The organism is Spongiactinospora rosea (assembly GCF_003315795.1).
In the GTDB taxonomy this organism is placed as follows: Bacteria; Actinomycetota; Actinomycetes; order Streptosporangiales; family Streptosporangiaceae; genus Spongiactinospora; species Spongiactinospora rosea.
The window spans coordinates 141759-167794 of record NZ_QMEY01000007.1; the positions used below are offsets into that span (position 1 = coordinate 141759).

Sequence of the window (26036 nt, forward strand, 5' to 3'; positions counted from 1 at the left end):
TTGGTGTGCTTTGAGTATCGCGGCGTGGGAAATCCCCGGTCTTGTCATCGCGTGCCGGGCGGTTTGACGTTCAGTGCACTGCGCCGGAAGTCGGTCGGCGGCACGCCGTACTCCCGGCGGAAAGCCCTGCTGAAGTGCGCGGAGTCGGGCAGGCCCCAGCGGGCGGCGATGGCGCTCACGCTCAGGTCGCGCATGGCGGGGTCGGCGAGGTCGCGGCGGCTGCGTTCGAGCCGGCGGCGACGGATCAGCGCGGCCACCGTGGTGTCCTCGCCCTCGAACAGCCGGTGCAGGTAGCGCAGCGAGATGTGGTGCCGGGCCGCGATGGTCTCGGGGCTCAGTTCGGGGTCGCCGAGGTGCTGGTCGATGAACGCATGAACGCTCAGCAACGACGTCTGCCGCCGCGCCTCCGCCTCCGGCGGCTCCTCCTCACGCCCGGCCCGTTCGGCGACGGCCGCCGTGATCAGGTCGGTCACCACGGAGGACAGCCGGGCCGCCCCTTCGGGCCGGTAGGTGTCCAGGTCGGCCGCCACCCTGCGCAAGAACGGCCCGGCCAGCGCGGCGGTGCCGTCCTCGGGCGCGAACGTGACGGCCGTGAGCCGCCCCACCACGCCGGTGCCCAGCGTCAGCGCGTCGTGCGGGAAGCTGAACACCGCGAGGCGTACCTCGGACTCGTACGCGATGTCGTACGGCCGGGCGAAGTCATAAAAGGCGAACTCCCCCGGACCGAGCCGGGCCTCCCTGTCGCCCTGGGCCACCAGCACGCTCCCGGACACCGCCAGCACGACCCGGTACAGCTCGGGACTGTCCTTGCGGATCAGCCGGGGCGTACGGTGCACGCTGTGCGGAGTGGAGGTCTGCACCCGGCCGACCGACAGCGACCCCAGCCGTCCCCCCTCGATCTGCCCGGCCAGCGGTATCCCGGGCGCGATCCGCACCTCCAGCGGCCCAAGCGTCTCCCCTACGACGGCCCGCCACGCCTCATGCCGCTCCTGGGCCGGTATGTCGCTCGCCCGAATCAGAACAGTCACCCACATCACCCCGCAGCGCGCATGCTAGGGCAAAACCCCTCTCACCGGACGCCCCAATCCCCCAAGACCACCTAGTCCGCATCCCCCAGCACCCGCCCCGCATCGACACGAAGCAACAACGCCCCCCTGGATAGTGCGCGGCCCCCGGCCCCGATCTCGTCATCCACCCAGGCGAACGAACGCCCCACCGCCCACTCCACCAACGCCGGTGTCTTCCAGTACGCCCCCCGAACCCGCAGCGCGCAAGCCAGGGCAAATCCGCTGTCACCGGACGCCCCAATCCCGCAAGGCCACATAGTCCGCGTCCATCAGCCCCCGCCCCGGATCGACGCGAAGCAGCAGCGCACACCCCGGATGGTGCTCGGCCACCCACGCCCGATCAACGTCCCCGATCTCGTCATCCACCCACGCGAACGAACGCCCCGCCGCCCACTCCACCAAGGCTGGGGTCTTCCAGTGCGTCCCCTCCAGGCCGGACGGCTCCGGCCACCGCACGACCGGCAGCGGCGGCAGCCCGAGTAGCGGCGCGACGCAGTCGTTCGCGTCATCCAGCCACGTCGTGGCCCACACCAGTTCGTACGGGAGCGCCGCCAGGCGCGGCCCATGTGCCGGGTCGATCCTGTCCAACAAGGGATTGGCTACCGCGTGCCCTGTCGGAAAACTCGGATACCCGCCAGGAGGCGGCGCACCGAACGGAATGAGCGGCCCGTCCACATCGAGAAAAAGCAACGCCCGCCCCCACCGAACCACCATGCGGTCCAGCAGGGCCGAGGTCAAGCGAGTCGCGTAGGCGACGAGCGGTCACCACCGACCTGCGAGGTTTCAATCCCGCATACGCTGCCGCGGTATTACCGCGGTAACTGGACGAACCGGCGCCCTTGTTGACGAACCCGACCTGATCCACGATCAGCTCGCCGTCGAAGGCAAGCCGGTCGACGGTGAAAGACTGCCGTACTACGATGCCCCGCCCCTGTATCGCATCCACGTTGACCACTGAATCTTTTTCAACCGGTCGCCTGGACCAGGTCAGGGGCGCCTCCACCAGACTCGACCCGGCACGGTAGCCCGGCAGGACGCCTCGTCATACGGATACGGAATCCCCACTTTCCGCATCTGACCAGGGAACTTGAGGTTGAAAAAGGGTCACTCCATCCCGAATGGACCTGCTCCCCACAAAAGGTCATATCGATAGAACTGGACTCCGCTACTCGACGCAAGCAGCCTGTAGCCGGATGCGATCGGCTCTACAAGCCGTTGGCACAGCGAGGCACGCCGCGCAACACAGGGCAGCCGCCACGCCGGCTCGCCCACGCCAACAAATATAGCCCCCGCCTTTGGGGCTCTCCGATCCTCAGCCACGGAATTGCCGGAAACCGAGCAACCTCGTGATCGCTAGCATTGAAAGCTGCTGGCGTCAAAATCTTGATCAGGGGCCGAAATATCGGGGCAAGATAGGGCTGCAGCCCAACTAAAAGAACGCGGGAAACGGCTGAGACACCTTCCGAATCCCGTCCTACTCGCCATGGAGAACAGGGAGATCAAGCGAAGGTCAGACATCTTCGTAATGTGCTCGCCACAGTCGCCATACTAGGGCAGCTCTAATCGGGGTGCAGGCACCCGCAAGTGTCGACCCGATAGGCGTTCTTGCGGCCTGCACTCACTGGGCCAACAACATAGAGAGGATCGCCTACGGCCAATGTACCGGCGACGTCTCAGGAGTTGAGTGGCGCCTTGGCGTCATCTTGCGACGGCGGCTACCATTCCTGGAGCCCTTGGCAGTTCGCCGCCCTTACCAAGAGCTACGACTGTCTCGGCCGGCCGGGGAAAGTCACCAATCGCTGAGTTGACGTCGAACCGCGCTAGTTTGCGGGAACCTACCTAGTAGGTTAGGGTCGCTGGACGCTCCCGCTTCCAGCGATCCACTCACTCTTGATCGGATGTCGCTTGCGCCGCTCTGTAATATGTTTCCCGCGCCGCAGGGTGAGCATACAATGGCTCCTAGCAATCTTGCTGGCGGCCATCTACTGCATCTACTCACTGCTTGCTCATTCTAGATTCAAAACGAGCGCATACGACCTGGTCATCTTCGATCAGGCCGTGCGATCCTATGCGGAACTTTCCCCGCCGATCTCGATATTGAAGGGCGTGCATAACAACTTCGGGCCGGACTTTGTGATTCTGGGGGATCACTGGTCACCCATTCTAGCTCTACTTGGCCCACTCTACTGGCTGCACGATGGGCCTGAAACATTGCTGGTAGCACAGGCTGTACTGTTTGCCGCGGCAGTGCCCGTGCTTTATAAGGTGATAACGACGGTTCTGCTCCAGAGAACTGACGTAGGGCCTAGCATACGGCGCGCAGTGGCCGGTACTCTATGTGTGAGCTACGGAATTTCCTGGCCGGTCATTGAGGCAATCGCATTTGATTTCCACGAAGTGGCCTTCGTGCCGCTGCTGACCGTGTTGCTGGTGGAGCGCTTTCAGGCAGGCAAGCATTCACATGTCATTTTGGTCATGCTTGCCCTCCTGCAGGTAAAAGAAGATATGGGACTACTGGCCATTGGATTCGGCACGTATTTAATAGGGGTCCGAGCATGGAGGAGAACGGGAGCCTTCCTCATTCTTCTTGGAGGTGCTTTCATTTATGTGACCACCCAAATATTAATCCCGCTATTCGGTGGGCGAAGCAACTACTACTGGGCCTACGGGGCACTCGGTAGCAACATTCGAGAATCGCTGTCTTATGCCCTGACGCATCCACTCTATGCCGTATCTCAGCTATGGACGCCATCCAGCAAGGTCCCGCTGATTGCGCTGACATTAGGCGTCACGCTATTTCTCGCACTGTTTTCCCGGATTGCGATTATCGCACTACCGCTGGCCCTGGAGCGCCTCCTCGCCAGCTCCTTCCCGAATTGGTGGGAGCCCAAATACCATTATACCGCTTTCATTGTTATCATATTATTTATCGCTGCGGCCGATGGTATTGCTCGCACTGCAGGCGTTATCGACAAAAGATACGGGCAGGCATCCGGCAGGAACGCATTCATCGGCACACCCGTGACGCAAGGCGGCGTCGCCATAGGCATCGCATCAGCAATTTGTGCAGCTAATGTGATAAGCGTACCATTTTTTTCTTTGGGCACTATGTTCAGCAAGGGCTTCTATGAGACGAGCGGGCGGGCTGTTGCCGCGAACCATGCGCTGGCCGCAGTACCCGACTCTGTCCTGGTAGAAGCCAGCAACAACCTCGCCCCAGCCTTATCCGGGCGAACTCAAACGCTTCTGTGGGACCGGACGCCTAGATGGGCCCCTTGGGTTGTTGCCGATGTCGGAGCGAAGTCCTTTCCTTTCACTTCCATGCAAGAACAGCTCAGTCGCGTCGATTTGCTGCGCAGATCAGGCTATCGACAAATAGTCGACACAGGCGACTTCATTGTTCTGCACCGCAATTAAAGGGTTGCCCGACCCTCGTCCAACGCGGATGGCCCCGACCACCGCACCACCCGCAGCGACGACAGCCTGAGCACGACACAGTGAACCTTTTTCAACCGGTCGCCTGGACCAGGGCAGGGGCGCCTCCACCGGACTCGGCCCGGGCACGGTAGCCCGGCAGGACGCCTCGTCATACGGATACGGCATCCCGCTTACCGCATCCGACCAGGGAACGTGAGGTTGAAAAGGGTTCAGTCATTCGCGTCATCCAGCGATATCGTGGCTACAGCAGTTCGTACGGCAACGCTTGCGCCACCGTGCCACCGTGCCATCAGACCCGCTCGCACCTATTGGACCGCGACCGTCCTGGCTCGGCGCATGCGTTGATATCCTCAAGCGCAAGCCTGTATGGTCCACGGCACATGGTCGCCGCGAATCGTGCAAGCATCATCACTCTGGCCCTGGCTTCAGCCCTTTCCTGTAGCGGGTGTGGTATGGCCCAGCAGGGCGAGGCCGATCGGCCCGCCAAGGAGTGGACGAGGGCGGATGTGCAGAAGTACCGCTCTGAACTGGCGGGCGGCGTGCTGGACGTCTCTTTGCTGAGGAAGAATGCGGACTACCCCGTCGCGTCCTCGCCCGAAGCCCTCGCCGCCGGGCGACAGACGGTCGCCGGAGGAATTGTCGACGGCTGGCAGCAGGGGCCCGCGACCGCGAGCTATCCGGGTGGCCCATTGGAGTACCGGGTCATCATGCGGGTGCGGATCACTGATCCGGTGAAGGGCGCCGCCAACAAGCCTTATATGCCGGGCAACATGGCCTATATCGAGTTCGATCAGGGCGCCGTCATCAGGGACGCCCCCAAGCCTGCCGAAGAGTGGAAGCCGGAGAAAAATGTCTCAGACTTCGAGGCGTCGATTCCGGCAGGCACCAAGGTCGTCGTCTTTCCCAGGGTCCGCCCGCCGTACAGTGCGAAAGTCGTCGATCCAGGCGAACCGCTTCCCGCCGGCGCGCAGATCATGTCGCTGCCACCCCAGGGTTGGTGTTCGAAGATCCGAAACTGGCCGCTCGGGGCGACACCGTCACCTCCGCACTCGTGGGAGGACTGGAACCGCTCGAAGACGGCGGCCCTGCCTGGCTGGAATCCAGGACGGCAGACGAACTCGTGACTCGTCTCAAGAGCAAGGGCGTATCGGACTGAGGCCCGCCGGTCGCTGACCGGTCCGGCCTGTGCCGGCCTGGCCGGGTGGAGAATCGTCCGACCGTGTCAAGCCCTCCCAGAGGTGCCACCGGGACGGCGCCCCTCGGGAGGGTAACCACATACCCGCTCGTCGGCGAGCGTGACCCCGGTGGGCGGCAGACGATGCGGCTCGACTCCGGACAGGGCTGCACAGGCAATACCGTGGTGAGATGAGCGCCACGGGGGCCCGCGTGATCCGCAGGTCATCCTGCGGGATCTTCCGGAGTGAAAGCGGCCGGAGTTCCTGCGTCAGTACCGTGCCGCCGTCGGTGCCGCTCGTGACGACTGCCACGTCCTGCGACAACTGCTACGTCACTGGAATCTGGTCGCGCAGGCCAAGGCCGGTGGAGGCCGGGCGGTGCCGCTGGAGCAGGCGCTCGCTGAAACGAGTTCGCTGGCCGCAGCCGGTGACGCGCAGGTCGCCGCGCCGGGTTCATGCTGCGGGCGACTCCAGCCAGGCGCGGAGGGCGGAGTCGGCTGCGGTGTTGGGGCCGGACCAGGCGAGGTGGCCGTCGGGGCGGATGAGGAGGGCTTCGGACTCCGATTCCAGGGTGGTGGCGGTGACCTGGGTGATGTGGGGGTGGGCGGTGGCGGGTTCGCCTGCGGTGCGGATCAGGAGGGGGCGGCCGTCGTGGAGGAGTTGGTAGAGGTGGTCCACTTCGGGGCGGCCCGGGAGGGTGACGGCGAGGTCGGGGACGCGGGAGCCGATCGGGGAGTCGTCACCGTAGTCGGTGGCGATGCCGGAGACCATGCCCGCCAGGCGGTGGTTGACCGCCTCAATGCCCAGCAGGTCGTTCAGCATTTCGCGGAGCGCCTGGACCGGGCGGCGGTACTGGGCCAGCAGCGGTAGTTCGAGCAGCAGGGTCTGGACCTCGGTGTTGGCCGTGACGGACGCGCCGACCGGGCGGCGTTCGGCGTCATAGGAGTCCAGCAGCCCGGCCGGGCCCCAGCCGGTGATCTGGGCGGCGAGTTTCCAGCCGAGGTTCATCGCGTCCTGCAGGCCGGTGTTGAGGCCCTGGCCTGAGGCCGGGAAGTGGATGTGCGCCGCGTCGCCCGCGACCAGGATGCGGTCCTGGCGGTACCGGGCGGCCAGGCGGGTGGCGTTGCCGAACCGGGACAGCCAGCGCGGCTCGGCCACCCCGAAGTCCCGCCCCGCGACGTCCATCATCGACTTGCGGAACTCCTCCAGGGTCACCGGTTCGGCGGACGGTACCCGCATCCGCTCCGGGTCCATCAGTACGAACCGGGTCAGCCCGCCATCCAGCGGTACGGCGAGCAGGCCATGACCACCGGCCGCCTGCACGGCGTCGGGATCGGTGACGGCGAAATCGCCGAGTATGCCGGAAAGGGTCTCGTCGGTCCCCTCGAAGGCGATCCCCGCCGCCTCCCTGACCACGCTGCGCCCGCCGTCGCAGCCGACCACATAGGCCGCCCGCACGCTCTGGCCCGTGGCGGTCTCGACGACGACGGCTTCGCCGTCCTGGCGTACGGCGGTGACCTCGCAGCCCCGGACGATCTCCACGCCCAGTTCGCGGGCGCGCGCCTCCAGAAGTTCCTCGGTACGGGCCTGGGCCAGGAAGAGCGTGTAGCCGTGCCGGGTGGGCAGGCGGGTGAAGTCGAGCCGGGTGTCCAGGACCGCGAAGTGCCACCCGCGCACGGTACGCCCCAGGCTGAGGAAGCGGTCGGCGATCCCGCGCAGGTCCATCACCTCGATGCTGCGCGGGTGCATGGTGAGCGCGCGTGATTCGGGTCTGCGTTCCGGGTGTCGTTCGAGTACGCGGACCCGTACGCCGGCCAGCGCCAGCTCCGCCGCCAGCAGCAGCCCGGTCGGACCCGCACCCACCACGATCACTTCGACGGACATCTCGCCTCCATATTAAATGAACATCGTTCACTAAATCGGGATTCACTAGTATCACCGGGCATGGAAACCTCGTCAACCCCGACGCGCTCCCGGGGCCGCCCGGCCAAGATGGCCGCCCCGGAGGCGGTCGCGACCGCGTTGCGCCTGGTGGACGAAGAGGGCCTGGACGCGCTGACCATGCGCCGGCTGGCCACGGCGCTCGGCGTCCAGGTGGGCACGCTGTACCGGCATTTCGCCACGAAACAGGACCTGCTGACCGCCATGGCCGAGGAGATGCTGGCGGGCTGCGCGGACCCGCCGCCCGACCAGGACACCTGGCAGGAGCAGGTGATCGAGCTGGCCGGGCGGCTGCGCGCGGCACTGTTGCGCCGCCGCGACGGGGCGCGCATCTACGCGGGCACCCATGCCGCCGGGCCCAACACGCTCGCCTACGCCGAGGCGTTGGTGGGCGTACTGCGCGGCGCGGGCCGCTCGGCCGAGTCGGCGGCCCGCTCGACGCTGGCGATCGTGCATTTCACACTGGGGCACACGCTGGAGGAGCAGGCCGTGGGAAGCGCGGCCGACGGGGCGGCGGGCGGCCTGTACGCGGCGCTGGAGCCGGGACGCTACCCGAACCTGGCGGCAGCGGCGGCCACGCTCACCAGCGCCGACTACGCCAGGCACTTCGCGCACGGGCTGGACCTGCTGGTCAGGGGACTCGGGTGAACCGGTCGCCCTGAGGACCGCTTTCGCAGGGCGGCTTATCGGGCAACGCGAGGATGGCGAAAACCACTTTCCCCTCTGGCGGAAGACCGTCGTACGGGGCCCGCCATCCGACGCTTTCGGCGAGCGCGTCCACTATTTCGAGGCCGCGCCCGGTGATGGAATCGGCGGATACTCGGTCGCGAATACGCGGCATTCTGGGGGCCGGGTCCCAGACTTCTACGTGTAGGGTTTCGTCGGTTTTGATGAGGGTGATTCGGATGAGGGATTGTTTACTGAGGAGTGTGGTGGTGTGGTGGGGTTCGTAGGTGCCTTCGAGGGCTTGGATGGAGTTGGTGAGCAGCTCGGAGACCACCAGCTCGACATCGCTCTCGAATCGTTCGTCCCTGTAGCCCCAGCCACGTAGGGTCGCCAGCGTGTATTGCCTGCCCACCCGAACAGCGCCGGGGAGGGGGACCAGTGCAAGGCTCTCGCTCTGAAACGCCATCAAATCGCCCCATTTTCACCGGGTAGCGCGATACCCTCTTTGCCGAAAACGCTCAACCAGATTGCCGCCCCTCGCAACTTGAGGTAAGCGTTATGAGCAGACGCTCGGAGACCTTTATGACGGCCCGGCGACTTGAAAGTCATGCGAGGTCATGTGGCAAAGGAGTGAAATGTCCGCGATACCCTCAGACCCAGCCTTTATGGCACGCAAGATCTTCGGCAAGGAGCTGCTGCGCCAGAGGGCGGCCAAAGGGTGGACTCAGCATGGGGTCGGGTCACGGCTCGGCGTCCACCAGAGCCTCATCAGCCAGTGGGAGCGCGCGATCAAGACGCCAGGCCCCGGTTACGCTGAGCGCCTTGATGAGATCTTCGGACTCACCGCAGAGGCCGTCTTCACCACCCACTACCACCGCATCGTCCGCAGCGTGGACCATCGAACCTGGAACATGCGCTGGGCCGAGGACATCGAGCGTCAGGCCGCCACACTCAAGTTCTGGGACCCCCTGCTGGTCACCGGGCTGCTACAGATTCCGGAATACGCATACGCCATATATCGCCAAGAGCCCGGCAAGACTTCCAAGTGGGTTGAGGAGTGCGTGGCCGACCGGCTGGCTCGCAAGGCAATCCTGGAGAAGGAGAAGCCGCCCAACGTCCTGTCACTCATCGACGAGGCGGTCCTTAACCGGCCGGTTGGTGGCCCACAAACCCTACGGAATCAGCTCGAATACCTTCTGGAGATGACAGAGCGCCCAAACGTGACCATTCAGATCGTGCCGCTATCAGCAGGCTGCACTCCGGGATTGGTCTGCGCCTTCGGGTTGGCGTCCCTCCCCTTCGACCGCGATGTGGCCACCGTCGAATCCTTCACGGAGGCATACGTCACGTCGGACTTCGATATGGTCTCCCGGCTGCATGTCCAATATGACACTATAAGGGCGGATGCGCACCCGCAGAGTCACTCCATATCGTTGATCAAGGAAGCGCTACAGCGATGGAAGAACTAGACCTGAGTCAGGCGGTCTGGCACAAAGCCACCGCGAGCGGAATCCACGGGCAATGTGTGGAAGTCGCCACCAATCTCCCCGGCACCATAGCCATCCGGGACAGCAAGGACCCCACCGGCCCCGTCCTCCTCTTCGCTCCCGCCGAATGGACCGCCTTCCTCAACAGCCTGAAATGATCAAGGTCTCCGGCATCCTGCCGGAGACCTTGATCATTCATCCCTACGGGTGGAACGTGTCGAAGTAGCTCGCGGGCAGCCTGTTCAGCCAGGCGTGCGCGACCCCGGTCCAGCCGATTCTCAGGAAGTCATCCTTCCCATCCCCATCCAAGTCTGCGAACTGGATGTCCTTCGGCGGAAGGTCCCCATCGCCCGCGATCCGGCCGATGTCGCGGAACTTCCCTCCTGCACCCTTCGCCCCCTCATTGATCCAAGCCCGTGCGCCGCCCTTCGCCGTGATCAAGATCCGGTCGGCGCGCTTGTCCCCATCGAGGTCGGCGTACCTGATCTCCCTGGGCAGTTGCAGCGCGCCGCTGATCTTCTGCGGCGGGGTCCAGTCCAGCCACTTCTTGTCGCCCTTGACCTGGAAGCCCCGGTTGTACGACGCGGTCGTCGTACCGTCCGGCTTGATCAGCAGGTAGTCGCCCCGCCCACCGCCGGTGACGTCGGCGAAGCGGATCTTCGTGGCCGGGTCGATGTTCAGTTCACGCCCTTTGGAGCCATCCGCGAAGACGCGCGCGACCCCGTCGTACTTCTTCATGCACATCCGCGAACCCTCCGGATTCTCCCCCTTCCACGTATAGGCCGTGATCCCCCCCTTGAGGTTCACCACCAGGCAGTCCGGGAAGTCGTCGCCATCGATGTCGGCGAAGCGCAACTGGTTGCCCACCGCCCCCGGTTGCGGCACGTAGGAGATCTTGCCTTCGACGAACGGCGTCCACTTGTCCCCGGAGGGCCCGCCGTTCCACCAGAACCGGATCGCCTGGTTCGCATCGACCGTCACGAACTCGGCCTTGCGATCCTTGTTGATGTCCACCATCCAGAACCGGCTCGACGACGGGAACTGCTGGGCCTGGATGACCCCGCGGTCGTCCCAGCCCGGCCCCAGCCTGTTCGGCGGGTGCGGCTCCCGGCCCGGGCCGTCGTCCTTCATCCCGCAGGGATCGGAACCCGCGTCGGGCGCCTGGGGGTTCGGCCGCCGGATCCAGTTCTTGTCGTTCGCCTTGCCGGCCGCCGCCACGAACGCCTTGCCGATCTTCTCGTAGCCCTGGTCGGTGGGGTGGATGCCGTCGGGCCCGACGTCGGACCGTACCAGCCCGCCCAGGTCGGCGTACACGACATGCAGCCCCCGGCCCGCCAGCCGGTCCACCATGCCCGGAATCTGCGCCGTGAACGCCTTGCCGCGCGCGTCCCTGGCGGCGTCGCGCAACGGCTGCACGCCTCCCACCAGCACGGTCACTCCCCGGGCGTCGGCGCTGACCTGCTCGATCAGATTCTCCAGCCGGCCGATCGCCCCGCCCATCTGGTAGTCCTGGATGACGTCGTTCCCGCCCGCGATGAGCGTGATGAGATTGGGCTGATAGGTCTTGACCGCGCACTGCGCCTTTCCGGCGATCTCGTTGATGCGGTACCCCGGCCAGCCCTCGACCTCGCGATCCGCCATCTTTCCCACCCGGACGGAACCGACCCAGTCCACCAGCGGAGTGGCGTCGTCGGTGTCCAGGACAGTCGGGCCGCCTGAGGCATTGCGCTCGACGAGGTCGTTGAACCCCTTGTCGGCGGTGTCACGGTACCCGTTCCCGTCCGAACTGCCCTCGCCATAGGAGGTGGAGGAGCCGAGCGCCATGGGCCGCAACGCGGCGGCGGGCTTTCCTCCGTCGTCGTCATCATCGCCGGGGGGCACGTTCGGGTCCGGCATCCCGCCCGGCAGGACGTGCCGGCGGGTGTCGAAGTCGAAGGACAGGTCCTTGTGCGCCTTTCCGAGGTCGCCGGCGAAGGTGTCGCCCTGATCTTTGAGCGCGAATGTGGCCGAGCCCCAGTCATGCTCGGTGAGTTTGTCGCGCAATCCGGTCGAGGGATAACCTTCCCAGCTCACCAGGTCCGGAAGATGCCAGCGGCCCCAGTGGTTCTCCGGTTCCTCGGCCGGTTTCGCGAAGCGGAACGCGTGTGTGCTCGGGCCGTCCTTGTGGTACACGATCTTGGGATTGGTGCCGCGCTCCAGGAACTCGACCTCGGCGGCGGGCTTGGTGTCGTAATTCCCGTGGGCGGACGCCGAGACGTACTGGACCTTGTCGTCCTTGACCCACACGACGATGTGTTCCATGTCGTGCCGGTGACCGCAGTCGGGGCAACCGGCCCCTGTGCTCTGGTCCTTCTGGAAGTACAGCCCGTACATATGGGCGCACCACCCGCTGGAGTTGCAGCGGGAACGCGCGTACATGTTGCTGTTCTCCAGGTCCGACTCATCGTGGCAGGCGCCATCGATCGCACCGGTGGTCTTCAGCCCAGGGTTCAGCGTTCCGTCCCGGCCGATGGCCACCGACGGATAGCACCCGTCGCCGTCGTAATCCATGGCTGGCTGGAACCTGAGATCGGCCGCACTCGCATTCTGCGGCAGCTCGGGAGGCGGCGGCTCGGCCCAGGCGGGCCCGGCCGCGACGACGATCCCGGCGCTGGTCACCATACTCACCAGCAGAGCGGCGGCGGCTTGCCACAACCCCCGCGCACGAGGGCGTGCGACAGTCGCTGATCTACTCAAAGGTCTCCCCCTCGAAATGTTGGACAGAGGAGATCATGCGCGCGGCAACTATCCGATCCACAGACCGTCTTCTGTCCAGTTCGGGCCGATGGCGCGGAAATCGGTGGCCAAGCGGATACGCTTCGTCACCGTCTGTGACCGATGGCTCGACCAGCACACCAAGGCGCGCTTCACAAGATCAACTTAGGTCACCCTTCAGCTATACCCATGGGTATGGAGGCTGGCTATCTTGTTCGCAAAATCCGCCACCGGGAACACCCAGGGAGAAAACAGCGAGACGTACCTGGAAAGTCTTAGCCGCCACCACCCTGCTATTAGGCAGCTTTACCACGGCCGCCCAGGCCGGCGCCCCCCTTCCTGCGGGCTGCACCACAATCTCCATCACCTACATGACGTTCGAGAACCGTACTCCCGTACATTCTTCGTACAGCGGTTCAAGCCCGGCCATCGCCTATCTCGGGACTGGTTATCAAGCCATCGACGGTTCATGCGTGAGCGCCTCCGGCAATCAATGGTGGAGGTTCGACCTCGATTTCCGAAACGGGTATGTCTACGACGGATACCGCACGGGGTGACCTCAGGAGAACCAGATCAGCTCCTGGCCGTGTGACCGGGTCCAGGCCATCGGCCGGCCGTCCAGGGCCAGTACATGCAGAGAACCGGCGGCGGGTGGCGGAGGCAGCGCGTCATAGGGCAGTACGCCCGCGCTCTCGTTCGCGATCCAGTGTCCCGGCAGGCCGGTGACCATCTCCGCGAACTCCGCCCGCCACCGCTCCGGTACGAGATGGAGCACCAAGGTGTGGAACACCCACCAGCGTCGCGTCCGCCGGGGCCTGGGCGGCCAGGGCGGGCAGGTCGTCCACCAGGTCGCCACGCACGAGCAGGGGCGGGTCGGTCGCGGCGAGGGCCGCCGCCGCCCGCAGGCGGGCGCGGCGATGGTCGTGTTCGGGCCAGATGAGGGCGTCGAGCCAGCCGATGTCGGCCGGTTCGGTGACGTCCAGCGGGTTCAGGTCCAGACCGGCCCGCCAGACCACCCGGGGCGGCTCCACAGGCAGGTCGAGGCCGGTGGCCGCGCAGGTCAGCACCGGTTCGCCGGTACCGACGGCGTGGTCGCCGTAGCGGTAGCCGTACCGGTCGGGGTAGAGGCACAGCCCGGCGGACGCGCCGACCTCCAGCAGCGCGAGCGGTTGCGGCAGCGCGGCGAGCAGCGGGAGCAGTACGGCGCAGCGCCCCGCCTCGTTGGTCTGCGTGATGCGGACCCGGATCTCCGCCTCGATCTCGGGCCAGTTCGCCACCACGAAGTCGTGGAAGGCCACCGCATCCTCCACCGGCCCGCCCAGCAGCCGGACCACCCCGAACAACAGGTTCGGCTGCCGTTTGGCCGCCGGAAGCCCGGCCAGCAGTTCCAGAAGACCCTCGTTGCGAGACACGGCGGACGCCAGCCGTTCATAAACCGGCGACACTCCGCGCGCCTCCCGGACGGCGAACTCGGCGTACATCTCCGCAGTCATCGCAGGCCGACCCTTTCCGCGCTTTGGCGGCATCGTGCTTTCACCCGGCCGGCCGGGGCGCACACCGGCCGCCGAGTGCGTAATAAAACGTTCACTTCTTCGACCCCATCCTGACCACTCCGCCCATACTGCTGATCACCAGGCCGCATCATGATCACGCTGATCCGGTCATTCGGCACGACAGCGAGGTCAGCATGATCATAAGAAACGGGCACAGATGAGGCTCTGGCGTTCGAGTACGCGTGCCATCGCGATTTTCATGGTCATCGCGGTGGCCCTCGCGAGCCTGCCCGCGCAGGCGAACGCGCAGCCGCGTCCACCGCTGACGAAGTCCATGACCCAGGCGCTCGCCGCCGCCGGGGTCGGAGACGACGTCAAGGTGACGACCACCTCCGAAAAGACGATCGTCTTTCTCGAAGTCGACGACATCGACATTGAGCAGACCAACAGGTTCATCGAGGAATTCCAGGCCAGGAACGACCGGCTCAGTGACGCGTTCAAAGACGAATTCAACAGGTGGGAGGAGCAGCTTCCCGGCGACCCGCCTGCCCAATGGATCGACTTCGACGGCGAGCTGGTCGCGGAGCCCACCGGTATTTCGCTGCGCGTGCCGACGGAGTACGTCACCCCGAATGCCAGCTTCTGGCAGCAGTTTCTCGCGACCGCGACGGGCATCCTGGTGATGCTCCTCGCCCGCACCTCTTGTTACGCCTTCTTCGAGGTGGGCGCCCCGCTCGCCGGGCCGGTCTGCGCGGGTGTCGGGGCGTTCCTCGGCGCGTTCGTCGCGAAGTTCATCCTCATGGTCATCGACCACAGACTCGGGGACCCGAAGGCCTGGGGCGAGGCGTTCGCCGTCGGGATCCTCGCCGCCGCGGGTGCGGTCGGCTGGGAAGCGGGGCTCGGCGGGTGGGCGAAGACCCAGGCACGGCCCCTCTTCGTGAAGATCTCTGATGCCATCAGGGGCTGGTGGAAGGACGCGGCCGATTTCCTCCAGAACATGACGAACTCCATGGTGGACAGGCTGATCGAACTGGCCAGGAGCAGGGGATGGGAAGTGGCCCGGACCCTTCGCCCCATGGGTCTGGGATCGTCCTCCACGTACGGTGAGGGCAGCTCGGACGGCAACGGCTACCGCGACTCCGCCGACCAGGGCTTCCAGCGGCTGATCAGCCAGCGCCGCCTGTCCGGCGCCTCGGGCGCGCAGGTCACGGGCGCCAAAGACGACACCCCGCTGGTGGACTGGGTGGGCAGTGTCCAGGTGGGCACGATGGCCGACCGGGAGATCGAAGGTTGGGGCGGCTACACCATCGACCTGATCGCGGACAAGGCGAAATGCGCGGTCAAGACCTACCAGCCGAACCTCATCACTCTCATGGCCGGTGGCAACGACGTCATCCAGAACGCGACGGACGGCGCGATCGACCGGCTGGAGAGGCTCATCAGGCAGGTCAGCGCGGACGCCCCCGGCGTGACCGTGCTGGTGGCCGGGACGCAGCCGTTCCGCGACGCCGCCAGGCGCGCGCGGGGCAACGCGTTCACCGCGCAGATACCGGCGATGGTGAACCGGCTGGTCGGCAGTGGCCTGCGGGTGGTCTACGCCGACATCTCCGGGCTCCAGGACGGCGACGTCGGGTGGGACGGCGTCCACGCCAACGACCAGGGCTACGACAAGATCGCCGCAGCGTTCGTCCAGGCCGCGGGCACGGCCATGAGTCGGGGGTGGGTCTACACGCCGAATCCGCAGGCCAGCGACGAATGGTCCAACCCGTGCGGCCTCCGCGACGACGGCCGGGGCAAGCCGGTGCCGGGGCCGGCACCGAACAAGCTGGGCGAGGGCTGGGATGACGCGGGGGTCATCAATTGGACGGAGTACCCCTCCACCAACCGGTTCTGGGTGGTGGACATCAACAAGGACCGCAAGGCCGAGTTCGTGACGGTGTACCCGGACCAGACCTTCCGGTTCTGGTGGAACAGCGGCCCCTCCGGGGAGGGCTGGATGCCCTTCGTCGAGGGCAACAACTCCTACCGGCCGCCCGGCGGTTCGGTCGGCAACATGCTGCGTTTCGCCGACCTGGACGGCGACGGCTTCCCCGACTGCGCGGTGGTGCACCTGAACGGGAACATCGACGCCTACACCTGGAAGGCGGACGCCCCGTCCGGTCAGCGGATGTGCAAGCAGAAGTACGACGGCATCGCGGGAGTCCACGCGAAGGACGGTCCAGTCAAGATCGTCCCGCCCACCCGGATCCGTTTCGCGGACATCACCGGCGGCGGGCGCGACGACTACCTGCTGATCGAGCCGGACGGCACCACCACCGCCTGGTACAACAGGGGCTTCCAGTTCCAGCGGCCGACGCGTTACTGGCTGGACTGGGCCGACCCGGTGAAGATCGCCAACGCGCTGAAGTTCCCCCGGGAGATCAGGTACGCCGACATCAACGGCGACGATCGGGCCGACCGCCTGCTGATCACCCCCTCGGGCGGCGCTCGGGCCTGGATCAACGAGGGGGTCAAGGGCGGCGGCGGCACCTACCGCGACATCGGCCGGATCACCGCCGACCCGGGCCTGCCGCCCAAGGACATCCAGCTCGCCGACATGGACGGCGACGGTAAGGACGACTTCCTGCGGATCGGCTGGACCGGCGTCACCCACCTCTGGCTCAACAGGCTCCCACCGTCCTACTTCAAAACATTCCACCCGTAACGACCCCTTTGAGAAGGCGTGCCGCCCGTACTCCCGGGCGGCACGCCGTACGGGTCGCGCGGCGTCCTGGTCCGCGCCAGGATGAGCACATGAACGCGAACCCCGGGCGCCCGCGTCTGTTGCGGGAGCTGAACGACCGCGCCGTGCTGGAGCTGCTGGGGTCGTCCGGCGTGCTGACCCGCGCGCAGATCAGCGAGGCCACCGGGTTGTCCAAGGTGACGATCAACCACGTGCTGGCCCGGCTGGCCGAGCGCGGCGTGATCGTCCAGACCGGCGTGCAGGCGGGCGGGCGCGGCCCCAACGCGGCGCTGCACGGGCTCAACCCGGCGAGCGGGTACGTGATCGGCCTCGCCGTGGACCTGGAGACGACCTGGGCCATCCTGGCCGACATCACCGGCAGGACACTTGCCGAGGTCACCGTGCCGACCGACGCCGCCGACGACCCGGTCAGGGCGGTGCACGACCTGGCCGGACGCCTCACCACCACGGCGGGGATCGCGTTGTCGCAGGTACGCGCCTGCGTGATCGGCGTCTCCGCCGTCATCGACCCGGCGACCGGCGACGTCGGGTTCTGCTACGACCTGCCCGCCTGGGAGCCCGGCGTACTGCACCGGCTGCGGCTGCGGCTCGGCGTGCCCGTCTCCATCGACAATGACGTCAACCTCGCCGCCGTCGCCGAGCGCGCCCTCGGGGCCGCCCGTGACGTGCGCGGTTTCGTGCTGGTGTGGATCGGGCGCGGGCCGGGCGGGGCCGTCATGGTGGGCGATCAGCTCCTGCGCGGCGCGACCGGTACGGCGGGCGAGCTGGGCTGGATGCCCGTCCCGGGGGCGCCGGTCAGTGACGGTGTGGTGGATCGGGCCCGGGGCGGGGTCGGGGCCGCGTTCCAGACCCTGGTGGGCTGGCAGGCCGTTCAGGAACTCGCCGGCGAGCACGGGCTGCGGGCCGATCACGTCCGGGACAGCGTGGCGGCGGCGGTCGCGAGCCCGGCCGGGGAGCCCTTCCTGGACGAGCTGGCCCGGCGGATCGCGCTGGGCGTCGCCTCGATCTGCACGGTCCTCGATCCGGAGCTGGTGGTGCTGGGCAGCGACGTCGGCTCGACGGGCGGCCCGGCGCTCGCCGAGCGGGTCGAACGCGCGGTCGCGGGCATGTGCCTGGGCAGGCCGCGCGTGGTGGCCTCCGGCGTACCGGGCGGGCCGGTGGTGCGCGGGGCGCTGCTGATCGGCATCGGGCAGGCCCGCGACCGGGTCTTCTTCGGCGAAGGCGGCGAGGCCGAGGGCGATCAGGCGGCCGGGCGGCCCCGGCTCGCGGAGGGCACGCCCTGATCCTCCCGGCGTGCGGCCGTCCGGTCGTACAGGACCGCGACGTACGCCACGACGTGCAGCGGCACTCCCGCCGCCAGGGTCACCAGCACCGGCAGCGGGTCGGGCGTCACGCTCATCCCCCACACCGCCGGTACGGCCAGCACGAACCACCCCGCCAGGAACACCCCGAAGACGTCCTGCGCCCGGTATCGCCGCCTTCGCACGGCCCGCGCGACCAGGCGGACCGTCAGGAAGACCCCGGCCATCACCAGCATGAACCCCAGCAGCGAGATCGCCCGCACCTCGTCGCCCATGCCCACCTGGCGGCCGTCCACGATCAGGAAGGCGGGCTCGCCGCGCCACAGCCGGGCCTGCACGGTGTCGCCCGCGTCCAGCAGGTCGAACACCTCCGGGGGCGGGTGGAACTCGGCGGACTCCTCGCCCACCCGCACCTGTAATCGGAGGATCGTCCCGTTCTGGCTGGTCTCATCGATCTGTTTCCCGCTGACCAGCGCGTCGGCGGGCCGCAGGCACTCCTGCGCGGAGTCCTCGGTGCCGCAGTCCGGCGCGCCCAGCAGGCGGTGGTGGTCGATCATGCTCCCCAGTACGAGGAAGCTCGCCGACCAGACCACCGCGACGGCCCCGATCCGCCACCCCCAGCCAGAGCCTTTGCCCACATTTGGCACGTTCTCAAGCGATGCAGGCATCCGTCAACGGAAGTCACGGTGGGCTTGCCTCAGGGTCTGCCGACATGTATAAAACTAAGTGGTTATTTAACTAAGAGGCGATGAATGAATCCTGACGCGCTCGACGCCACCTTCGCCGCGCTCGCCGACCCGACCCGGCGGGCGATCCTGGCCCGGCTGCGGTCGGGTGAGGCCACCGTGACCGAACTGGCCGCCCCCTTCGCGATGAGCCAGCCGGCCATCTCCAAGCACCTGAAGGTGCTCGAACGCGCCGGCCTCGTCTCCCGGGGCCGGGACGCCCAGCGCCGGCCGTGCCGCCTGGAACCGGCCGCGCTCAAGGCCGCGACCGACTGGCTGGCCGCCTACCGGGAGTTCTGGGAGGTCCGGTACCAGGGACTGGACTCATTGCTGAACGACTTGCAGTCCTCCGGAGGGGATGAACGATGACCGAGATCGCCGATCGCTACCGGCGGCGGGCCGACGCCTTCGCGCGCACGATCGACGGCGTACGGCCGGAGCAGTGGGCCGACCCGTCGCCCTGCGCCGACTGGGACGCCCGTGACGTGGTCCGCCACATCATCGACATGCACGCGGTGATGCTGGCCCCGCTCGGCCGTACGCTGAGCCCCGCCCCCGGCGTCGACACGGACCCGGCGGCGGCCTTCCGCGCGGCCCGCGCCGACGTCGAGGCGATCCTCGACGACCCGGCGGTGGCCGCGGCGAAGTGCGACACCCCGGCCGGACGGGTGTCGGCCGAGGACCACGTCGACCGCGTGGTCAGCGACGACCTGCCGCTGCACGGATGGGACCTCGCCCGCGCCACCGGCCAGGACGACACGATCGACCCCGTGGACGTCGAGCGGCTGTGGGCGGGCACGAGTTCGCTGCCCGCCGAGTTGCTGGAGCAGTTCCGCACGCCGGGCGCGTTCGGGCCGGGCGTCGTGGTGTTCGGCCCCGAGGTGAAGGTCCCGGCCGACGCCCCCGTGCAGGACCGGCTGCTCGGCATGATCGGCCGCGATCCGGCGTGGCGCTGATGCCCGTCACGGTCCACACCCCGAGCGACCGCGCGGTGGTGGTGACCCGCGAGTTCGCCGCGCCGCCCGAGCTGGTCTTCGCCGCCTGGACCGAACCCGTGCTGCTGCGCCGCTGGTACGGCGCGCACGGGTGGGACCTGGTGGTGACGGAGGTCGATCTGCGGATCGGCGGGGCCTGGCGGTTCGTCTGGCGCGGGCCGGACGGCGCGGGGATGGCGTCCGAGGGCGTCTACCGGGAGATCGAGCCGGTGGCGCGGCTGGTCTACACCGAGTCGTACGACGATCACTGGTACCACGGGGAGTGCTTGGTCAGCCATGACTTCACCGAGACCGGCGGGCGTACCACGCTGACCAGCACCATACTGTACGAGTCGCGGAGGGTGCGCGATCAGGCGCTGGCCACGCCGATGGCGAGGGGGATGGAGGAGGGCTACGTCCGCCTGGACGGCGTTCTGGCGGTTCTACTCGGTGGGCTGGAGCGCGGCACGCAGTGAGGAGCGCAGCGCGGCCGGCTCCTCTCCGGACAGGTGGGCCAGTGGCCCCGCGTCGCCGCGGATCTGCCGCCGGCGCTCATGAGAAGGTCAGGGTGAAGTACTCGTATTCGGCGGGGCTCGACCTCCTGAATACGCCGTCGCCGTCGAGATCGGTGAACGCGGTCAGGTACAGGGTCCCGCTGAACTGGGCGAGCGGGGTGTCGGCGCCGTCCCGGTGGATCCGGGAGAAGAGCACCTTGTCCTGGTCGTCGCTCTGGTGGGCGACCCGGGTGCCGGCCAGGTAGTTGTGGCCCTCGCGGTTGAGGTAGAGGGTGGCGGAGCCGTACTCGAAGTCCGCGACTCCGGTGCCCGGTCTGAAGCACGGGTGATCCGCGACCTTGCCGCCGCCGCGGATCGGGGTGACCGTGTTGTCGATCCACGCGCAGACCTGTAAGGCGCGTTCGCCGGTGAGCGTGGGGAAACGCATTTCGACGGGTCCGGGGCGCAGGGCGACCGCGGTGAGCGGGCGTTCGTCGTCGGTCATCGACATCGCCACGGGCGCGCCGTCCTGCCAGAACTCCACGCCGAGCCGGGGCGATTTGGCGACCACGGCGACCGGGGGGACGGTCGCCGTGGGCGATGCCGTGGGCGCCGAGGTCGAGGTGGTCGTCACGGCCGTGTCCGGGCGGTGGATGAGCAGCGCGGCCGTCGCGGTCGCCGCCGCCGCGATGACGGCCACGGCCACGCTGGTGATCGCGGTGGTCCGGCGGCGGGCCGGCCTGCCCGGCGGGCCTATGTGCGACAGGCGCGAAGGGGCCGTCCGGCCTGCCGGGTAGGGCGGAGGCGTCGGGTCCGTGACGCCGCTCACCCGGGGCGGCGGCGGGCCGTTGAGGAGCGGGCGGGCCGAGACCGGGGGCGGGGGTGGTACCGGCTGGGACGGGCCGCTGCGGCCGTCCTCCATCAGGCCGAGCAGCACCTGGCGGGCCGTCGGGCGCAGGCCCGGGTCCTTGGCCAGGGAGGCCAGCACGAAGTCGCGCAGCCTGCCTTCCAGGGGCCCGATGTCGGGCTCGGCGTGCAGGATGCGGTTGATCACGGCGGGCAGCGGCTCGACGCCGAACGGCGGGCGTCCGGTGGCCGCGTACGCGATCGTGCACGCCCACGCGAACATGTCCATCGGCGGCCCCGCCGCGTGCCCGGCCAACTGCTCAGGCGCCATGTACGCGGGCGTGCCCACCACCCGGCTGACCGTGGCCGCGGTCGCCTCCAGCGGCCGGGCGATACCGAAGTCGATCACGCGCGGGCCGTCCGCGGCGAGCAGTACGTTGGCCGGCTTGAAGTCGCGGTGGACGACCCCGGCCGCGTGCACCGCGCCCAGCGCCGTCACGGTCGCCACGGCCAGCCGGTCGAGCGCGTACCCGGTCAGCGGCCCCTGCTCACGGATCACCTGCTGCAGGGAGGGCCCGTCCACGTACTCGCTGACCACGTACGGCGGGTCGGCCATCGGGTCCGCCGCCAGCACCCTGGCCGTGCAGAACGGCGCGACGCGTTGCAGGGCGGTCAGCTCGCGCACGAAGTAGCGTCTGGCGTCGTGGTCGTCGGTGAGGCTCGCGTGCAGCAGCTTGACCGCCGCCCGCTCGCCGGACGGCGAGACGCCCAGGAACACCGCGCCCTGCCCGCCCTCGCCGATCAGCCCCTGCAGCGCGTACCCGGCCACCTCGCGCGGGTCGTTCGAACGAAGAGGACGTAGCCGCACCGTCAGTCCTTCCGCGGGGAGCGCTGGATTGGCACGATACAACGCCCGTCCGAAGATTTCTCCGGGGAGGTCGTCACACTCTCGCCACGCCTTCCGTCATCGGGGGGAAAGCGACCGGCGACGCGAAAGGCAGATCACCGATGCGGCCACGTATGGAAAGCCCCGCGAGGCTTCTCCCCGGCGCCCTGACCGCCATTCAGGACCTGCTCAAGAGCACCAAGAGGGGCGGGGTGCCCGAGCGCACCCTGGAACTCGTTCATCTGCGCGCCAGCCAGATCAATGGCTGCGGCTTCTGCGTTCACCTGGGCGCGCGCGACGCCAAGCGGGCGGGCGAGTCCGACGAACGACTGTGGGCCGTCGCGGCGTGGCGGGAGGCGCCGTTCTTCACCGACGCAGAACGCGCCGCATTGGCGCTGGCCGAGGCCGCGACGCGGCTGAGCGACCAGGCCGATCCCGTGCCGGACGAGATCTGGGACGCCATGGCCGAGCACTACGACGAAAAGCAGATCGCGTCCATAACGATGATGATCGCGGTCACCAATCTGTTCAACCGCCTGAACGTCACCACGAAGCAGGTCGCGGGCACCTGGGGGTGACGAAGGCCGCCCGCCTAGTTGGCCGTGGGCGGGGGGTCTTCCAGGCACGCGGTCGCGCACGGCAGCCGGATGTCCGGTGACCGTGCCGCGGCCGTGCGCGCGACCTGGCCGGTCAGCGCGGCGGCCAGGTCGAGCGGGCCCTCACAGGTCAGCACGGCGGCGACGCCTTGTTCTTGGTGCCGTGGGGTCGGCGGGGTACGGCGGGCGGCCTGCCAGCGGCCGTCGACGATTTCGATGCGCCAGTCGGAAAAGGTGCTCCGGAGTGCCTTCAGATGAGCACGGTCCCGGGCGGTCATGTCATCCACGAGTTCTCCTGAAACGGGTCGTGCGGGGTGTCTCCCGGCGAATACCGAGGGGGCGTGCCTGGCGTACGGGCTCGCGCATGCCCCCGTGGTGGACCTGTCGTTACGCACACTCGGGACGGTAGGTTCCGGCGTTAATCCACGGCAACAATTATTCTCGCATATTCGAAATTATTCTCACGATGACGACCCCCGAGAATGCCGGAGGAATCAGCCGAGCAGGGCGTCCAGCGCCCCGGCGACGAGCCGCCGCGCCTCGGGCCCGTAGCTCGCATGGGCCGCCAACTGGTCGAACACCTGGCCGTACAGCGTTATCTCCTGAGGCTGGGTGAGGGTCAGTTCCGCGCCGACCGTCTCGATCAGCACCCGCCGGTCGTCGAAAACCCAGAACCCGTGCTTGGGCGACTCGCTCAGTTCCACCTCGAAACCGATGACGCCGACGCGGATCGTGCTCATCGCGCACAGCGCCATCAGCCGGTCGAGTTGCCCGGCCATCGTCTCCGCCGGGCACAGCCGATAGTGCAGCACGGCCTCCGTCATCACGAAATGCAAGCGCTTGCCCGGCCGATAAAGGATCTCCTGGCGCTGCATGCGCGTGCGTACGCCCTCGTCCACGTCGTCGGGAAGGCCGTGCCGCGCGACGGACTGCGCGAGCAGGTGACGCGCGTAGTCCGGGGTCTGGAGCAGGCCGGGGATGATGGTGGTCTCGAAGGCCCGGATGTGCGTGGCGGCGGCCTCCAGCGCGATGCTGGCCCGCTGCCGCGCCGAGGTGCCGGTGCCGAGCCGCCGCCGCCACTCGGCGTACATGGTCTCCAGCACTTCCAGCCGCGCCAGGATCGGCCCGGCCGCCTTCTCCTCACCGGCCGCCCGCGTCCAGGCCACGATGTCGGCCCGGGTCGGCGTCTGCCGCCCGTTCTCGATCTTGCTGACCTTGGACTGCGGCCACCCGAGCACTTCGGCGAGCGCGGTGCCGGTCAGCCCGGCGTCCTGCCGGAGCTCGCGGAGCCGCCGCCCGATGGCCGTACGCGCCTCCTGTACGTGAGCCACGACGAACGGCTCTACCGGGTACCGCAGCGGAACCGCAGCATCATGCTCCGAGGTCTTCCTGCCGTTCGCGAATGGGAGGCAGGTCGATCATGTTGGGCCGAGGGCCCCGCGTCAAGGTGTGGCATTCTCGGAGGACCCGGTGATGTGAGCGCCGACCGCGGCCCCCCATGCCTGATGGCCCGGGTGCTTGCTACTAGGGTGTGGAGGCCCACGCTCGGGAGGCATGAGTGTTCGACGGCTCAGGGCGCCGCGCCTACGGCGGCACCGCGCTTTCCGGCCCCCGCGCCGCCGTGACCTGGCAGTCCTTCACCGTCGTGCTGCTGTGCGTGACGGCCGACACAGGCCGATACCTGATCACCCGGCAGCCCGGTGGCACCGGATACTGGCTCCTGCTGGCCGGCACGGTCGCCGCCGACCTGCTGCTGGCCCTGCCCGTGCGCTGGACCAGGGAGATCGCGCTGGCGCACGCCGTGATGGCCGCGCTCACACCGATCCTGCTGCCGCACGGCTCCGACCCGACCGAGGCCAACAACGCCGGCCTGGTCGTGGCGGCATTCCTCGCCGGGGCGTGGCTGCGGTCCTGGGCCGCGTTCCAGACGCTCGGCGGTCTCATGCTGGGGCTGATGGTGAGCCAGATGGTCGCGGCCACGGGTGACTGGCGGGAGCGCGCCGTGGTCACGGTCACCAGCTGCCTGCTGCCCTGGCTGGTCGGGCGCGTCACGATGGCCCGCCGTACGTACATCGTGGAGCTGGAACAGCACGCCGACCGGCTGCGGCGGGACAAGGCCGCGACCGTGCAGCGCGCGATCGCGGCCGAGCGCAGCACCATCGCCCGCGACCTGCACGACGTGATCTCCCACCACGTCAGCACGATCGGCATGCACGCGGGCGCTGCCCGGCTGGGCCTGACGGATGACGACCACGCCGCCAGGAAGTCGCTCGCGGCGGTGGAGGCCGCCAGCCGCGCCGCCATGCTCGACCTGCGCAGGCTGCTGGCCGTGCTGCACGGCGAAACAGCCCGCTCCGCCGAGCGGCAGCCGGGCCTCGATTCCCTGGACGAACTGCTCGACGGCCTCCGCCGGGCGGGCACCCTCGTGCGGCTGACGACCCGCGGGCAGAGCAGGGAACTGCCGGGCTCGGTGGACGTCGCGGTGTACCGGACCCTCCAGGAGGCGCTCACCAACGCCATCCGGTACGGCGACGGCGGCGCGGCAGAGGTGGAGCTGATCTACCGGGAAGGCGGCATCACACTGACCGTGACCAACGGCACACCGGTACAGGCCGGGCCGCGCGAGAGCGAAGACCGGCCACGCCGCGGCCTGGCCGGGGTCCTGCACCGGGTCAGCCTGCTCGGCGGGACGTTGCGCTACGGGCCGGCCGACGACCGGCGCTCCTGGCGGCTGGAGGCGGACTTCCCGGTGGAGGAGGCATGACGATCAAGGTTCTGCTGGCGGATGACCACTCGATGTTCCGCTCCGGCATACGCGCCGTCCTGGACACCCAGCCCGATCTGGAGTGCGTGGCGGAGGTCGCCGACGGCGCGGCGGCGGTGGCCGAGGTCCAGCGGCTGCGGCCAGACGTGGCGGTGATGGACGTCCGGATGCCGAGGCTCGACGGGCTCGCCGCGACCGAGGCGGTCATGGCCGCGCCCGGCAACGCCACGAAGGTGCTCGTGCTCACCACCTACGACCTGGACGCCTACGTCTACCAGGCGATCCGCGCGGGCGCGAGCGGCTTCCTGCTGAAGAGCCTGCCCGCCGAGGAGCTGATCGCGGCGATCCGGGTGGCGGCGCGCGGCGACGCGCTGATCGACCCGTCGGTCACCCGGCGGCTCATCGAGAAATTCGCCGACCACCTGGAGCCGCCCGTGCCCGCCCCCGGGCTCGACCGGCTCACCGCGCGCGAGCACGAGGTGCTGCTGCTCGTCGCCGAGGCCCGCAGCAACGCCGAGATCGCCAGGGTGCTGCGCGTCGGCGAGGAGACGGTCAAGACGCACGTATCGCGCATCCTGGCCAAACTCGGCCTGCGCGACCGGGTGCACGCGGTGGCCTACGCGCACCGGCACCGGCTCGTCGATCGCTGACCTGCGCGAACGGGCCCCCCTAGGGGGCCGATCCCT

The 26036-nt window shown here is 68.2% G+C and carries 23 protein-coding genes; 13 read left to right on the top strand and 10 right to left on the bottom strand.

Annotated features, from left to right (window positions below; genetic code table 11):
- Positions 1–44 precede the first annotated feature (44 nt).
- Both DP939_RS18755 and DP939_RS18765 read right to left on the bottom strand, forming a co-directional pair.
- Entirely contained in the window at positions 45–1028 is a 984-nt protein-coding gene (locus DP939_RS18755; protein WP_158578612.1) for an AraC-like ligand-binding domain-containing protein, read from the bottom strand.
- Positions 1029–1292: 264 nt separating this feature from the next.
- The gene (locus tag DP939_RS18765) at positions 1293–1655 is read right to left on the bottom strand and encodes a hypothetical protein (protein WP_225878348.1); all 363 of its coding nucleotides are present in this window, start codon (positions 1653–1655) and stop codon (positions 1293–1295) included.
- 1380 nt (positions 1656–3035) lie between these two features.
- On the opposite strand from DP939_RS18765, the gene DP939_RS18770 reads away from it, so the two are divergent.
- On the top strand, positions 3036–4484 hold the full coding sequence (locus tag DP939_RS18770; protein WP_158578613.1) for a DUF2079 domain-containing protein: 1449 nt from the start codon (positions 3036–3038) through the stop codon (positions 4482–4484).
- Between the two features lie 473 nt (positions 4485–4957).
- Entirely contained in the window at positions 4958–5629 is a 672-nt protein-coding gene (locus DP939_RS18775) for a hypothetical protein (RefSeq protein WP_113982019.1), read from the top strand.
- Positions 5630–6133: 504 nt separating this feature from the next.
- Here the strand turns inward: DP939_RS18775 and DP939_RS18780 are convergent.
- Positions 6134–7564 carry an FAD-dependent monooxygenase gene (locus tag DP939_RS18780; protein ID WP_113982020.1) on the bottom strand — a complete coding sequence of 477 codons (1431 nt, stop codon included), beginning with the start codon at positions 7562–7564 and terminating at the stop codon, positions 6134–6136.
- Positions 7565–7624: 60 nt separating this feature from the next.
- Here DP939_RS18780 and DP939_RS18785 point away from each other — a divergent pair, with 60 nt between their 5' ends.
- Positions 7625–8269, top strand: coding sequence for a TetR/AcrR family transcriptional regulator (locus DP939_RS18785; protein ID WP_113982021.1), 645 nt, complete (start codon positions 7625–7627; stop codon positions 8267–8269).
- On the opposite strand, the gene DP939_RS18790 is transcribed toward DP939_RS18785, so the two are convergent.
- A complete protein-coding gene (locus tag DP939_RS18790) occupies positions 8253–8753 on the bottom strand; it encodes an ATP-binding protein (RefSeq protein WP_113982022.1) in 501 nt (166 codons plus the stop codon). The genes DP939_RS18785 and DP939_RS18790 overlap by 17 nt on opposite strands.
- 199 nt (positions 8754–8952) lie before the next feature.
- Here DP939_RS18790 and DP939_RS18795 point away from each other — a divergent pair, with 199 nt between their 5' ends.
- Positions 8953–9756, top strand: a complete 804-nt coding sequence (locus tag DP939_RS18795) for a helix-turn-helix domain-containing protein (protein ID WP_158578614.1) — start codon at positions 8953–8955, stop codon at positions 9754–9756.
- Positions 9744–9932: a DUF397 domain-containing protein gene (locus DP939_RS18800; protein ID WP_113982024.1), complete on the top strand. Its 189-nt coding sequence runs from the start codon at positions 9744–9746 to the stop codon at positions 9930–9932. Before DP939_RS18795 ends, DP939_RS18800 begins: the two co-directional genes overlap by 13 nt.
- A gap of 43 nt (positions 9933–9975) precedes the next feature.
- Here DP939_RS18800 and DP939_RS18805 read toward each other — a convergent pair whose 3' ends face one another.
- Together DP939_RS18805 and DP939_RS18810 are read right to left on the bottom strand one after the other, a co-directional pair.
- On the bottom strand, positions 9976–12435 hold the full coding sequence (locus DP939_RS18805) for an NPP1 family protein (RefSeq protein WP_113982025.1): 2460 nt from the start codon (positions 12433–12435) through the stop codon (positions 9976–9978).
- 761 nt (positions 12436–13196) lie between these two features.
- The gene (locus DP939_RS18810; protein ID WP_225878349.1) at positions 13197–14021 is read right to left on the bottom strand and encodes a DUF2332 family protein; all 825 of its coding nucleotides are present in this window, start codon (positions 14019–14021) and stop codon (positions 13197–13199) included.
- 259 nt (positions 14022–14280) lie between these two features.
- On the opposite strand from DP939_RS18810, the gene DP939_RS18815 reads away from it, so the two are divergent.
- Together DP939_RS18815 and DP939_RS18820 are read left to right on the top strand one after the other, a co-directional pair.
- On the top strand, positions 14281–16725 hold the full coding sequence (locus tag DP939_RS18815; protein WP_147268040.1) for an FG-GAP-like repeat-containing protein: 2445 nt from the start codon (positions 14281–14283) through the stop codon (positions 16723–16725).
- Between the two features lie 89 nt (positions 16726–16814).
- On the top strand, positions 16815–18047 hold the full coding sequence (locus DP939_RS18820) for an ROK family transcriptional regulator (protein WP_113982027.1): 1233 nt from the start codon (positions 16815–16817) through the stop codon (positions 18045–18047).
- Here DP939_RS18820 and DP939_RS18825 read toward each other — a convergent pair.
- Positions 18005–18703: a hypothetical protein gene (locus DP939_RS18825; protein ID WP_113982028.1), complete on the bottom strand. Its 699-nt coding sequence runs from the start codon at positions 18701–18703 to the stop codon at positions 18005–18007. The genes DP939_RS18820 and DP939_RS18825 overlap by 43 nt on opposite strands.
- 114 nt (positions 18704–18817) lie before the next feature.
- Here DP939_RS18825 and DP939_RS18830 point away from each other — a divergent pair, with 114 nt between their 5' ends.
- From DP939_RS18830 to DP939_RS18840, 3 genes are read left to right on the top strand one after another with little or no spacing between them, the layout of a single operon-like run.
- Positions 18818–19159, top strand: a complete 342-nt coding sequence (locus tag DP939_RS18830; RefSeq protein WP_113982029.1) for an ArsR/SmtB family transcription factor — start codon at positions 18818–18820, stop codon at positions 19157–19159.
- Positions 19156–19746 (top strand): TIGR03086 family metal-binding protein, encoded by a 591-nt coding sequence (locus DP939_RS18835; protein WP_113982030.1) that lies wholly within the window; start codon positions 19156–19158, stop codon positions 19744–19746. The genes DP939_RS18830 and DP939_RS18835 overlap by 4 nt, the downstream gene beginning before the upstream one ends.
- Entirely contained in the window at positions 19746–20240 is a 495-nt protein-coding gene (locus tag DP939_RS18840) for an SRPBCC family protein (protein WP_113982205.1), read from the top strand. Before DP939_RS18835 ends, DP939_RS18840 begins: the two co-directional genes overlap by 1 nt.
- 76 nt (positions 20241–20316) lie before the next feature.
- On the opposite strand, the gene DP939_RS18845 is transcribed toward DP939_RS18840, so the two are convergent.
- The gene (locus tag DP939_RS18845; protein ID WP_158578615.1) at positions 20317–21972 is read right to left on the bottom strand and encodes a serine/threonine-protein kinase; all 1656 of its coding nucleotides are present in this window, start codon (positions 21970–21972) and stop codon (positions 20317–20319) included.
- Between the two features lie 152 nt (positions 21973–22124).
- Between DP939_RS18845 and DP939_RS18850 the strand changes: the two genes are divergently transcribed.
- Positions 22125–22568 (top strand): carboxymuconolactone decarboxylase family protein, encoded by a 444-nt coding sequence (locus DP939_RS18850; RefSeq protein ID WP_225878350.1) that lies wholly within the window; start codon positions 22125–22127, stop codon positions 22566–22568.
- A 14-nt stretch (positions 22569–22582) separates the two neighbouring features.
- Here the strand turns inward: DP939_RS18850 and DP939_RS18855 are convergent, their stop codons facing one another.
- A complete protein-coding gene (locus DP939_RS18855) occupies positions 22583–22873 on the bottom strand; it encodes a hypothetical protein (RefSeq protein ID WP_113982033.1) in 291 nt (96 codons plus the stop codon).
- A gap of 207 nt (positions 22874–23080) precedes the next feature.
- Complete coding sequence (locus DP939_RS18860) at positions 23081–23917, bottom strand: helix-turn-helix domain-containing protein (RefSeq protein ID WP_113982034.1); 837 nt, start codon at positions 23915–23917, stop codon at positions 23081–23083.
- A 227-nt stretch (positions 23918–24144) separates the two neighbouring features.
- On the opposite strand from DP939_RS18860, the gene DP939_RS18865 reads away from it, so the two are divergent.
- Complete coding sequence (locus DP939_RS18865) at positions 24145–25350, top strand: sensor histidine kinase (RefSeq protein WP_113982035.1); 1206 nt, start codon at positions 24145–24147, stop codon at positions 25348–25350.
- Complete coding sequence (locus DP939_RS18870; RefSeq protein WP_113982036.1) at positions 25347–26000, top strand: response regulator; 654 nt, start codon at positions 25347–25349, stop codon at positions 25998–26000. The genes DP939_RS18865 and DP939_RS18870 overlap by 4 nt, the downstream gene beginning before the upstream one ends.
- Positions 26001–26036: the final 36 nt, after the last annotated feature.